Genomic DNA, 11891 nt, shown 5'->3' on the forward strand with positions numbered 1-11891 from the left:
GGTTATCTCCCGTGATTGAGGAAGTCGGTTAGTTCTTCGCGAGTGGCTGCGTAAAAGGTGACGTCATCAACGCCTTTGAAGTATTTCTTGATGGTTCCCACGCGATTTAATCCGATCATCGCGCAGTAGATTTGCCCGTGACGGAACTTGCAGGCAGCAAATGATGTGACGCATTGGACATTGGTTTCTGACAGGATGAATCGCCAGAACGCCAGACCGATATCTTTGCTAAATCCTCGAATCTCAGGCAGATACATTGCGTGGCAATCAAAAGTCAGCGGCTGAATCTCTTGGTAGTAGACAATCCCGCCAAACTGTCCGTGTGCATTAACCTCGAAATATCTGCATTCTGGTTTGTAGTCGTAACCGTCTCCGTTATTGCTTCCTGCGATAATGTCCGGGTGATTTCCTACCGCCTCAATCAAGTCGATATTGCGTGTTGGTTTGAAGCTAATCATATTCACGCCTCAGTCAATAAGACCATGTGTGCGAGCCATATCCTCCAGCGCTTTTATGCGTTGCTGAGCTTTAACAAGGCCAGCGGCCAGCGCCTGAATTTCTGCCTGCGAATAGGTTGCACCTGCTGCGTATGACTGGTCAGCGTTGAATGCGCCGATAAATGCTGTGCCAGTGGCCGCTGCCCATCCTGTTTCACGGGGACCCACCACCTGCTTGTTGTCAATCAGCAGTTTCGTGACGATACCCAGCGATGAGAGTAGAGCCTGCGGTGTGTCCCGCGCTGTCGAAAGATAATCGCGCTCTATCACTGCAACTCTCTGTTTTATGGATTTAATTTCTTCCTGACCGCTGAAGGCTGTCTGCCCGGCGCTGCTTGCCCGCTGAGCAATCATCCCGATATGGCTTATCAGCGTGATCAGCTGCAACTTGAATACGGGACCCAGCGCATCAGGAATGGAGAGTGGGTCAATTCCGGGTGAACCCTGGAGCGGCGTGTTCAGTTCATCGCTCATGACTCAACCCTCACGGTCAGGCCGGACAGCGTCACCGGGGCAGAACTCACGATGCGGAGTCTGAAACCGATGTTCCGGCGAACGCGCCCGACTTTGCGCACCAGGACACGCCTGTCATACACGGCAGGTTTATCAAGCACCACCAGACACTCACGGCCAAAATTAATCCCGTCCGGCGTGGCGGAAACAAACAGGGTCCCCGTCACTGAAGAAAGTCCGCAAGAGGATTCCAGACTCAAATCAAACAGCCGGGCATTGTCGGCCGATATCAACGGGGTGAACAGAATATGCTCGGTCATCTCGTCGTAAAGCGAGGACAGAGAAAAATCCACCACACCGACAAGCCCCCGCAGCTTGTCACCCGCCGTTATACGTTCACCATCAAACATAAAATCGCACCCGTAATAAATATCGTCAGCCACACCGGACTTCAGTACCGACCAGGCTGGACCACCTGCACTGACAGATGCATCGTAAACCAAGGTATGACGGGGAAGGTGGATGATTAAAAGCACATGCGACTTAAACGTCAGTGATTCCATGAACGCCGTTGCCAGTTCATCGGCGGTATAACCCAGCAATACAGCATCCACGCTGGCAGTGGACAGAGGCTGGGCTTTCCCGATATCCATAAGCCATACGGACGGAGGTCCGGATGAGGCCCCGCTGATAAACGCATAGCTGTTCATGAAACGCGTCTTGCAGTGAACACCCGCTATGCCAACAGGGATGGTCAGTGATGCATTGGGCGCATAGATAGGAGAGCTGGCGTCCACCGCGCCGGTAAGATAAAAAAATTCAATTGACGATGAACCAAAACAGACCACCGAGCCGCGCCATTCTGCTATCGCTTCAATCACATCCGACTGCGCGGTTGCACTGTAGAAGGCCCGGTACCGGTCCGGTTTTGATTCATCCTCCAGATCCGTAATGCCAAACGTGGCAGTGCCGTCTTTCACCCAGATATAACGCCCACCCACATGACATATATCCCTCACAGACCCGATATCATATTGCTCGAACCCGGTGGCCACATCCCAGTTTGCCAGCCATTTTACTTGTCCGTCATACCGGAAAAGCACCAACTCACCATCAATGGCAACGCCCTGGCTGCTCCCGCTCCCTGACATCGATACCCGCCCATGGCCCCGTGCGGTACCGACTATTGTATTTTCTTTATACACTTTTCCGCCCATTACCCGATAAACTACCCGGTTGTGCGGGTTGAACATCACCCCCCGGGAAGGGCCATCTGAATCACGAAGCCTGCGCAATCCCGGGAATGAACGCAGATATCCGTCGGCATTCAGAACGGGCTTCTGAACGGCCAGCATGTTTACCGGCAGGAGATCAACATAATCGGCATCGCGGAAGTTTTTACCCGTCCCCTTCATTAGAGGGAGTTGTTGAATCGACATCGCACGGTTCCTTTCTGTGGAAATAACGCCAGCCAACCTGTGTAGCAAGAATGTTGCCCGAACCGATTGGCATACGATTTGGGTATCCTGATCTGCACCTTGCTTTTCTGGCGCGAGACATTGCAGATAGCTTCACAAGAAGCTCTTTGCCGTTTCGGGCATTCAGGACTAATTTTGCTGTAGGTTCGATGGCATAATCAGGAGAAATCCGACACGCTAGGTTTGAAATAACAGCGCTGAGAGCGTTATTCTGCAATCCGTGATCATCACCGGGCAGTGGGTCAATCTCTGCATCTGCAAACTGATACCCAACATCAATACCCGGTGAATCCGATCCGCCAAGCCACTCGGACATCATCATTTCGAGGTCGTTTACCGTGTCCTCAGTTGACTGTGGCTCGACGTCCGTCAGCGTGGCATTAGATGCAATGCCGAGCTTGCGTAGCGCGGCATTAACAAGATCACCCTTCGTTTTCAGGTTCATCATTCACCGCCTTCGGTTTGCGGCCACGCTTCGGTTTTTCTGTCTCAGGCTCAGGAGCATCAAACAGCTTACTCGGATGGTCTAACCAGCCATCAGCCAGATATTCTTCCAAGTCAGCCTCATCAATGACGAGAACGTGAGCCGTAGTGTTCCAAACTTTCGTTTTTCCGCCCGGCTTATAAATCATCTGTGACATGCGCACCTCAAAATAAAGGGGCCGAAGCCCCTGTTTGTTATGCCTGATTAGCCAACCCAACACCGATTGCCTCGGGGCGAACCGCACATGCCGAGTACCACAACGCGATGCGGCATTTACCGGACAGGGTGCTGATATCACCCTGATAGGCTACAACGCCGTTCAGCCCCACATTCGGGATTGAGAAGCTCTGGGTTTTCATGCCAGAGAACAATTCGTGATTGATGGGGATCGGCTGTGATACAAGGCGTATAGCGTCATCAGCCCAGAACACGTTGGATTGCGCAGTGGTGGTGTTCAGAATGTTCACCGCCATAGTGTCGGCCAATGAGGTGTTTACGTTGGCGTATGCGCGTTCTTCCGGCAGCAATGCTGTGTCATCCAGAGCAATAGGCTTTGGTGTGATGGTGACTTGAGTGCCGTTAACAGCTACAACAGAAAAAGTTGCATCCTGTGTCAGCAGGTTTTTAGCCATCTGAGAAAGGTACTTGACGCCAGCAAACGAAATTTTGTCGCCGCGTTTCAGTCCAGTTCCAGAACTTAACGTCACTGTTGCCGTGCGGTTGTCCACGTTTTCACGGTTACCGTCAGCGTCAGCAACCCATGCTTGCGGCTTGAATTTCTGTGCGCCGGATACCGTGATACCCGTTGCCGTAGAGGCTAACAGCGTTGGCATTTTGGGTGAACGAAGCACCTCATTAAACCCGGCGACCTGTTTCTGAATCGTGCCAGATTTATATACCTCCTCTGGAATGCGGCCGTATAAGTCTTTACCCGCCAATTCCTGACCCGCACCGCGATAATCGGTAGGGTTGAAGAAGAATGACAGGCCAGCACTGCGATTCAATTCGCGAGAGAAGATAAGCGCCTCTGCCTCGGAAATGAAATCCCATCCTGTTTTAGCGGAACCAATCGCAGACGTGCTAGCAACTACCAGAGAGCCCATTTCAACCGCTTGTTTTGCGATAGCGTTCTCAACGTTATTAGCCAGTTTCTGACCAGATGCAGCAGCACGGCGGCGTATTGACCGTTCATCACGCAAATCATCAGCACGCAGAGTAAAAAAGTCGTTATCCGGCACACCCATGTTGCATTTGACGGACAATTCCAGAATGCCCGTTGCCTGTCCGGTCAAGTCCCAACCCTGTTGAGTTGGCGCTTCCTGTTCCAGTGGCATCCATACGGTGTTTTGCGAACGTTGCATATCGCCAGCGTGGGGAGTGTATTTACCGACGCGCTGAGCCATCGGTGTGATATTTTCCACGGTTTCGATGATTTCATCGACCATGTAGGTAATTACTTGACCTTCGTTCAAAGCCATTATCTGATTCCTTTATTAAGTTTTGCCTTGAGTGCGCGATAGGCGTCCGTGTCACCTTTGCTTGCTGCCGCCTCCATCTGTCTGCGAATGGCGTCGGTATTAGCCGCCGTCACATCACCTGCAATGGATTGGTCAGCCGGGGGCGCGGAGGAAACCTGAGTCCCGCGAGGCTTGAGAGTTAATTGCTCAGATAGTCGAGTGAGTTCGATGAGTGCGCGTTGACCGTCAAGCGCTAAGATTCGGCGTAATTTCTCTGGGTTTGCGCCCAGGTGATACATGATGGCCGCCGACTTTTCAGGAAAGAGATCCATAATGGTAGTGTCCACGCCTGCCGGGACTAACTGCCGGAACGCATCTTCTTTCTCCTGATAGTCGGGAAGATTTAGTTTCTCTGCCGAATCGTAGTGCTTACGCGCCGCTTCAACGTATTGCGCTGATTGCTGGGTGAATGCTTGAGTTTTTCGCCCTTGCTCCGCTACTGCGTTGCTACGAGCGTCCATAGCCTTGATTTGCCAGTCAGACTGAGCGGCTTGGAATGCCGCCAGCGCTCGACCCTGATCAAAGTCGTACTTCTCCATTGCAGCATCAGACAGATAATCATTAATGTCTGGCTGAGGCGGTAACTCAGGATTAACCCGCAAATCCTCCGGCACCTCGCCACGTTGAACCGCCTGCATCTGCTGTTCAATCTCACGCTGCCGCTTACGCTCAAGGCGTTTAGCTGCAAACTTGGCGTTGGTTTCCGGGTCTTGTTTCGGTTTTGTCTCATCGTCTTTCAGGACAATCTCAAAGCCTGCATCCTGCGACTGTGCGTCGTTGGCATTTGACGCGGTATCGACTGCGGTTGCCGCCGCATTATCGACGTGCAGGGCTTGGCCTTCAGTTTCCTGAATGTCGGTGGTATCGGTCATGTTAACTCTCTCTTATTGAGGTGATTTCTCGGCTACACTGCCGGAAGGTGAATTCTGTCTCTGCGATTGCAGGATGTTGGCAATGTCCAGCCGCTGTTGATGCTGCTGTCCGGTGCCTTTGAGAAGTAGCTCAGCGTTGGCTCGGGCGTCATCGCTGTTCTGTTGTTGGAATTTACCCATGAGCGATAAAAACTCACGGAATGCTGCTTGCTTGTCCAGATCCATGTTATTGAAGATTTCAGCAACCTTGGCAGCGTTAAGCTGGTTCTGGCCTTCGACCTTCGCCGCATCAACCTGGATTTGCATCTGTTGGTTCTGCGCTTTGAGCAATTCAGCCTGACCTTGCAGGTATACACCTTGTGCCTGCGTCTGCTCTGCTGATGGTTCTTGTGGTTGCTGCTGCGCCTGCTGCACCATCTGAATCTCTTCCGGTGTCTCCGGTTTTTTCAGCCCCATAATTACCAGTTGTTTGTTGGCATACTCGCGCATCATCTCGACGCCTTTACCGTCAAGCAGCGTGAAGTATTGAAGTAGGAGCATTTGCCACTCAGGGGTGCCAGGCACAACTTTGGTAAGGAGTTCCTGAATCTCTGCGCGGTTCTGCTGCTTCATGCTCTGGAATGATGGGCCAACATCGGTATAGCACTCATAGCGGCCGCGAATGTCATTCATGACAACATGCTGCCCGGTACTCAGATCAACCATTTCAGCGAGCAACTGAATATCTTTCTCGCTTCCATCCTCAAGGGTGATAGTCACGTTGCGGGGGACGTCATAGATATCGTTAACGATGGATTGGTAAATCTCACCATCTCGCCGCATGGCTGTAGCCAGGTTGTCCTGAAACACGTAGGTTTCGAGGTCAGAGCGCATGTTCAACTGGTTAACAGTATCGAATGCCACCTGTCCGCCGTTCACTGCCTCCGCATCCACGCCGAGAGTGGCGACCTCTTTCACTGCATTGGTTGCCGCTTCCAGCATGTAGGCGTTAGCCTGCGGAACCTCTGGATTCTCCATGTATGCGATGGGTTGAGTTGGCAATTCACCGTTGTTTTCATCCGCGCGATTCAACAGGTAGTACGGGTAATCGTCGTTTCCGTCATACATGTGCTCGTAACCGAGGATTTGCTCAGGCCAGAAGATAGGTTTCTTCTTCGGCGTGCGTGCAACAATGTCGGCGTTGAATGACATGATCATGTTGCGCAGGCGCTGCCCATCTTTAGTCAAGCGAACAACGCCCTCGTACACCTCTTTGCTCTCAACAAATCCCCACTCGCCATAGCACGGCACAATAGGGATGTGCTCACCGGCGATCAGTTGCTTGTCTTTGTAGATGTCAGTGCATGAGAGCAGTGTTTTATACACGCGCTTGCGCTTAATCTTGCGCTCTGCAATCTTCACCATGCCGCGCTCTGCAAGCTCGTCGATAACATCCTTGATATCTTGCTTGAAGTAACTGACGGGCTCGCCTGTTAGCGGATCCTGATAGATGAATGCTGTCTCTTTCTTCTCCACCACCTCATAGAATTCAGCGATGTGAATGGTGTCCTGCGTCAGCCAAGGAAATACCCAATCATTGGGACTCTGAAAGCTAGGCTGATTGCTTGCATCCAGGTCGTGCTCTTCTGCGAAATCATCCCAGCCGTTACGGCTCATCGAATGGATGACAGTGCAGTGACGGGCGTCGCTCTTGTCCATCTGCTTGCTATTGCTGTCCCAGACGACACATGAGCAGGCTGAGTGAATTGGTTCGCGCCGGATAATCTGGTTGTTACTGGTCGGGTCTTGGTCTTCGTACTCAGTGACGATGCGCCACGCCCCTACACCAGCCTCTACTTGCTCACGCACAGCGACGTTTACCGCTATCTTTGCTGAGTTATGTCGCATATCAGTGCGATACATCCCCATCAGCGTGTCAGCAGCGTCTGGTTTAGCTCCGTCCTTCGGTCGATACAGCACGTCGATAGGGTTCTGACGCATCTCTGCGACCAACTTGCGCACGACTGGGCGCACCACATCAAACTGACCGCGATACTGCAAGGTTGTGTACTGCGTTAGCCAGTCGTCCCACTGAGAGACGCGAGAGAAGAAGAGATCATTCTTCGCCTCTGTTCTGGCTTCATCTCCGGCTGTCCAGTCTGCGTCAAAGCGACACAGAATGCTCTCCAGCCTGCTTTCGTTATCAGCCATTATCTTCCTCGGGAAACGGGTTTAATCGGTGCTGGGATTTTCTTTTCTTTCGGCTTCTTGATGTCGCGCATCAGCTTGGCAAAGCGACGCATCATGTAGCCGTAGCGAACGGCAGACAGAATGTCATCGTTGATTTTGACTATCTTTCCATTTTCATCGCGGTGATAGAGGCGGAACTCTTCAAAGAATGGCTCGCAGGTATTGAACACTTTGAACCTACCATCGAGCATCATGTCACGCAGTTCAGTGATTCCTGGCTCAACGGCGTTACCACCATCGGGCCACGTTGCATGCTCAGGCAGCATCATGAAACCCGCATCAGCATATTGAGCTTTAAGTTGCTCACCGCCGCCCTTCTCATGCTGATTGCCATCGTGAGGCCACGCCGTGGGAATTTTACTTGCCCATGATTTGACAGCGCCCCATGCTTGAACCGCTGTTTTCTCTTTGTCTTTCCACACGCGAGCGACATATATTGTGTCCGCGTCCTTGTCCCACCAGAGTTGAATCTGTGCTTGCGGGTGATCCCATCCGAAATCCATCGCGTCGATAACATAGAAATGATCAGGACATTCGAACGGCTGGCACTTAATCGTCTCTTCCGGTATCTGGAAGATGCGACCGCTACCCATCGTCGGGATGCCACGCGCACGAGCTTCACGCTCATGCTCTGGGTAGCCAGCAATGATTTGCTCTCGCAGCTCATCAGAATAATGTTCAGCGTCATAAATGGTCATGTTGACCACCTTCTGCGCCTTGCTGGGATTTTTGAGGAACTTGATTACAACGTCCGACATTCCCATTAACGGGGTAAATGTCAGGATGGAGAATTGCCCGTGCTTGTTGGTACGCGTCAGGCCTTCACCATAAATGCTATACGGCGGCTCTTCGTCGAACCACACCCCATGGATGGTGTCACCTTGCCAACGGGCGCGACCTTGTGAGTACGGCTTGAAGTAGCAGATAGACATGCCATCTTCAACACCATCGGCAGTGTGGTGCCTAACAAGCAGGTGATCGACAAGGTTCGGGAAGAAGGGTGACTTCTTCCAACTAATGATGTCCTCTTTCGGGATTGATCCGTAGCCGGGTTCATCATTCTCTTCGATACGACCACACAGAATGCGCTGTGTGGTCTTCGTTACTGTCTCGTTAGTCTCACCACCGACCCAGAACACAACCGGCTCATAGAAGCGCTTACCTTTCCAGTCCTCGCCGTATTTACCATCATCGGGATATCCTTTAGTGCCGGGATAGCGCCCGGTGAGATGAAAGGCCACCTCAGCACCACCGGTATAAGATTTACCCAACTGGTTGCCAGCCATAAAGCATCGCTCGGGGTAATCATGCCCTGCGTCGATAAATTCTCTTTGCTTGCTGTATGGAGTGAACTCGTAAAGCAGGTGGGTTTTGCGGTAGTTCTCTTCTTCTTCCAGTAATTCGAGCAATTCTATCTGCTCGTCTTCTGTTAGCTCATCGATATCAATCGTCGCTGCGTTTGCCACGTAAAAGCTCCTGAATTCGAGAAAGCCGCTTGCCGCGATCTCCCTTATCAGATGTCACGTCTTCAACCTGTGACTGTTCTTTGAGGCCCAGGTCTCGGGCAATGATGTTTGCGTTGAGCAGGTCAGCAGCAGCGCCAGAGAATTTCTGGTCGTAGATGACTTTCTCCGCTCGCGTAGTGACCATCATAAAATCTTCACGAGCGCGATATAGTTGCCACGTGCTTTCGGCAATATCTAAGAACAGGCATAGACCCGTTAATGTCATTGCTCGCATCTTTGCGATGGGTTCTTGCGTCACTTCCCCTTGATACGAGAAGGCCTTCATTTCCCACAATGGGTGCTCTTCTACCCACTCGAAGTATTCACAGCAGGCTGACCATAGCACCTCGGGCGAATCGAACTTAGGGTTGCGCCCATGACTGCTACGAGCCTCCCAGAATCGGTTACCCTTTGGCGCTGCCATAATCATTTCCTCATCCAAATAGTGTCAGCGCTTCTTTTGCCTCGCGGATAGCTTTTTCAGTGCGAGCAAGCGGGGTTTGTTCGGCGGCTGCGAGTGTGTACTGGTCTTTGAACAGCTCGTAATTCAGCTTAACGCCAGCAACAAATTCAATGGCCTTTTCTGCCGCTGCGGTGTCAGATTGAACCAGTCGCAGCAGTTCAAGATTCATTTGCTGAACGTCTGTTAATTCGGTGATTGCGGTCATTTTGGAGTTTCCTGCTATTGAGTGGGGATTCTTCCTGTAGGTGCACATAAACTTCATGCTGAAATATCGAACACTCTCGGGAGAATGCTCTGGATTTCGTCATTTCTTTTTGGACTGGTATTTCATCGCCCATGCCTTTGCTATGCGAAAGCAATCGTCAAACATCTTGCCCCTGGCGCTGGCGGAAGCACTGTGACGGTAATGGTCTACCGCCCTGTCTGCCCCCTTCAGGGCGACCGATGGCTCATAGCCCTGTTTCACCAGTTCGGCGACAACATGCTTTTCAATGAATGGCGTGTAGTCTTTCATGCTGCTTCCGGATCCTCGTCAGCATCGGGAAAGTCACCCAGATCCGGAATAGCTACCTGAGATAATTCACATATCAATTTTTCCGCTTCCCGAATCTTTTTCAGGTGCAGCTTACGGATTGTCATGCTTTTGCTGCCTGGACGACCAAATGTGTCCAACGACCATTCATTTACCTGCAATAAGCGGTTTTGCATCTCACCCAGCGTCAGTTCTTTAAGCTGGTTAATATTCATTAGTGCCAATTTGGCTGAGATTCTTTGTCAACCAGATCAAGTAACCAGCGGCGTAATGCTTTGGCTATCTTAGTATCCGCCAGCATACCCAGCAGATGGCCTCCCCGCGGAGAAAACACACGCACACGATTGTATTGTATCTCTTTGTTTTTATTACGAGAGGTCACACTGACCACCCGGCTCATTTCGTCTGTAAATTCATTTTTATTGCGGTTATACAAGCGATTTACTGATTTCTCATCAGAGTATTCGAGCAATTCAGCCATATGTGCACTGGTAAACCAGATTTTCCCGTCACCGTTGTCGAACGGCACCACAGAGTGATTTTTAAACGTTAATGCTTTCATTGGTGTTTACCTTCAAAAAAGAGACCTCAGATCACACGAACAGCCAGCCCCTGAGCACACCCATTACTGGCGTTCTCCAAGGTCGCTTTTGTGAATAGTCTCAGGGTTGTGTTGATATGCGCGTGTGAAGCGCAGGCGAAAAAAGCCCCGCGTTTGCGAGGACGGGAGTCTTTCAGGCTGCCAGTCGCTAGCATTGCCGCTGAATTAGCAGACTCATTGACAATGCTTTTGTGTCACTCACCACCAGTTAAAACGTCAGCAAAAATTGAGCTTCTTCAATCAGCACTTTTATTTTCTTCGCATGTGCCGCCTTAATACCTTTCCACTCGTTCAATACCGTGCCAAACACGCTGGCAACGGCTTTGTCCGTTTTTAATTCGGCGCAAGCTGCATTGAGTTCCTGAATGACGCTGCGCTTGCGTGGATTGGTAATCTGACCTTTAGTCCAGTATTCATAGAGCACGTCATCACACTCCTCCTGATACTGAACCACTTTGTCGCGGATTTCGGGCTTAACCTTGTTGGGACTGATGGTCTGAAGCCAGCCGTTTAATTTGCGCAGAGCCAGACAAAGCATCTTCTGTGGGCCACCAGACGTAGGGATGGTGATTTTCACCCCTCCTTTAGCAAAGCGCTGTTTTATCTTGGTTCTTTGTGATTTCCAAATCCATCCCCATTCCTTCGACGATAGGTTTCATCGGGGTATAGGGTTCGCCGTTATGGTTGATGACATACAGAGCATTTCCATGAAACGGAACGGTGATTGCTTGCATAGTGCTTATCCTTACTTAGGTAATGAACCTTTGGCGCATAGGAAATCAGCCCGTCGAAGGCAGCACTAGCCAGCTGCTTCCTCAAAGGCTCATTCCTAAACAAGGTCCGACGTGTGATGGGTGCATGCACTGCACCGATGAAAAAGGCCCGGATTAACCGAGCCTCAACGTTTCTCTTTCGCTTTTTGTCATACTAAGCCGCCAGTCGGTGTTGTTCTTCAATCAGTGGCTGGCAATGGTTTTTGTTGAATATTCCCATCAGCGTGGCCTTGCGTTGTTCAACGTCCCACCCCATGCCAATGAATACTGTGTTGGCGCGTTGCAGTTCGGTAATGCAATGGATCTGCTCTGGCGTCAGATAGTCACGGATAGATTCTTTCTTGCCTATTTCATGGTGGACTCGAAATTTTGCGGATGTCATACCAAGTGCAATGCGGTTTATTAAATCGCCTCGTTGCTGAAGTGGTGCGGCGCAATGGTTTTTCCCCTGAGCCTCACGCTCATGCTTGATAGCGTCAGTCATTGG

General features: G+C 51.1%; 14 protein-coding genes and 2 pseudogenes. All 16 read right to left on the reverse strand.

What is annotated here, in order from left to right; translation table 11 throughout:
• Window positions 1–2: 2 nt before the first annotated feature.
• A complete protein-coding gene (locus tag ACWWJF_RS28210) occupies window positions 3–458 on the reverse strand; it encodes a DUF2824 family protein (RefSeq protein WP_455868542.1) in 456 nt (151 codons plus the stop codon).
• A 9-nt stretch (window positions 459–467) separates the two neighbouring features.
• On the reverse strand, window positions 468–971 hold the full coding sequence (locus ACWWJF_RS28215; RefSeq protein ID WP_455868543.1) for a DNA stabilization protein: 504 nt from the start codon (window positions 969–971) through the stop codon (window positions 468–470).
• A complete protein-coding gene (locus ACWWJF_RS28220; protein WP_455868544.1) occupies window positions 968–2389 on the reverse strand; it encodes a packaged DNA stabilization protein in 1422 nt (473 codons plus the stop codon). The genes ACWWJF_RS28215 and ACWWJF_RS28220 overlap by 4 nt, the downstream gene beginning before the upstream one ends.
• Window positions 2349–2873, reverse strand: a complete 525-nt coding sequence (locus ACWWJF_RS28225) for a packaged DNA stabilization gp4 family protein (RefSeq protein ID WP_455870893.1) — start codon at window positions 2871–2873, stop codon at window positions 2349–2351. Before ACWWJF_RS28225 ends, ACWWJF_RS28220 begins: the two co-directional genes overlap by 41 nt.
• Entirely contained in the window at window positions 2851–3069 is a 219-nt protein-coding gene (locus ACWWJF_RS28230; protein WP_455868545.1) for a hypothetical protein, read from the reverse strand. The genes ACWWJF_RS28225 and ACWWJF_RS28230 overlap by 23 nt, the downstream gene beginning before the upstream one ends.
• Before the next feature lie 37 nt (window positions 3070–3106).
• Window positions 3107–4390, reverse strand: a complete 1284-nt coding sequence (locus tag ACWWJF_RS28235) for a P22 phage major capsid protein family protein (RefSeq protein WP_455868546.1) — start codon at window positions 4388–4390, stop codon at window positions 3107–3109.
• A complete protein-coding gene (locus ACWWJF_RS28240; RefSeq protein WP_455868547.1) occupies window positions 4390–5301 on the reverse strand; it encodes a scaffolding protein in 912 nt (303 codons plus the stop codon). The genes ACWWJF_RS28235 and ACWWJF_RS28240 overlap by 1 nt, the downstream gene beginning before the upstream one ends.
• A gap of 12 nt (window positions 5302–5313) precedes the next feature.
• On the reverse strand, window positions 5314–7491 hold the full coding sequence (locus ACWWJF_RS28245) for a portal protein (protein ID WP_455868548.1): 2178 nt from the start codon (window positions 7489–7491) through the stop codon (window positions 5314–5316).
• On the reverse strand, window positions 7491–8996 hold the full coding sequence (locus tag ACWWJF_RS28250; protein WP_455868549.1) for a terminase large subunit domain-containing protein: 1506 nt from the start codon (window positions 8994–8996) through the stop codon (window positions 7491–7493). The genes ACWWJF_RS28245 and ACWWJF_RS28250 overlap by 1 nt, the downstream gene beginning before the upstream one ends.
• On the reverse strand, window positions 8974–9459 hold the full coding sequence (locus ACWWJF_RS28255; RefSeq protein WP_455870894.1) for a DNA-packaging protein: 486 nt from the start codon (window positions 9457–9459) through the stop codon (window positions 8974–8976). Before ACWWJF_RS28255 ends, ACWWJF_RS28250 begins: the two co-directional genes overlap by 23 nt.
• A 10-nt stretch (window positions 9460–9469) precedes the next feature.
• Window positions 9470–9703 (reverse strand): DUF2560 family protein, encoded by a 234-nt coding sequence (locus ACWWJF_RS28260; RefSeq protein WP_291972560.1) that lies wholly within the window; start codon window positions 9701–9703, stop codon window positions 9470–9472.
• 99 nt (window positions 9704–9802) lie between these two features.
• Window positions 9803–10012, reverse strand: coding sequence for a hypothetical protein (locus ACWWJF_RS28265; protein WP_455868550.1), 210 nt, complete (start codon window positions 10010–10012; stop codon window positions 9803–9805).
• Window positions 10009–10245: a hypothetical protein gene (locus ACWWJF_RS28270; RefSeq protein WP_455871576.1), complete on the reverse strand. Its 237-nt coding sequence runs from the start codon at window positions 10243–10245 to the stop codon at window positions 10009–10011. Before ACWWJF_RS28270 ends, ACWWJF_RS28265 begins: the two co-directional genes overlap by 4 nt.
• Complete coding sequence (locus ACWWJF_RS28275) at window positions 10245–10592, reverse strand: BRO family protein (RefSeq protein WP_455871577.1); 348 nt, start codon at window positions 10590–10592, stop codon at window positions 10245–10247. Before ACWWJF_RS28275 ends, ACWWJF_RS28270 begins: the two co-directional genes overlap by 1 nt.
• 247 nt (window positions 10593–10839) lie before the next feature.
• Window positions 10840–11365: pseudogene (locus tag ACWWJF_RS28280) on the reverse strand (phage antirepressor N-terminal domain-containing protein).
• A 193-nt stretch (window positions 11366–11558) separates the two neighbouring features.
• Window positions 11559–11891, reverse strand: a pseudogene (locus ACWWJF_RS28285) (Rha family transcriptional regulator); the annotation flags it as partial.

The organism is Symbiopectobacterium sp. Eva_TO (genome assembly GCF_053848865.1).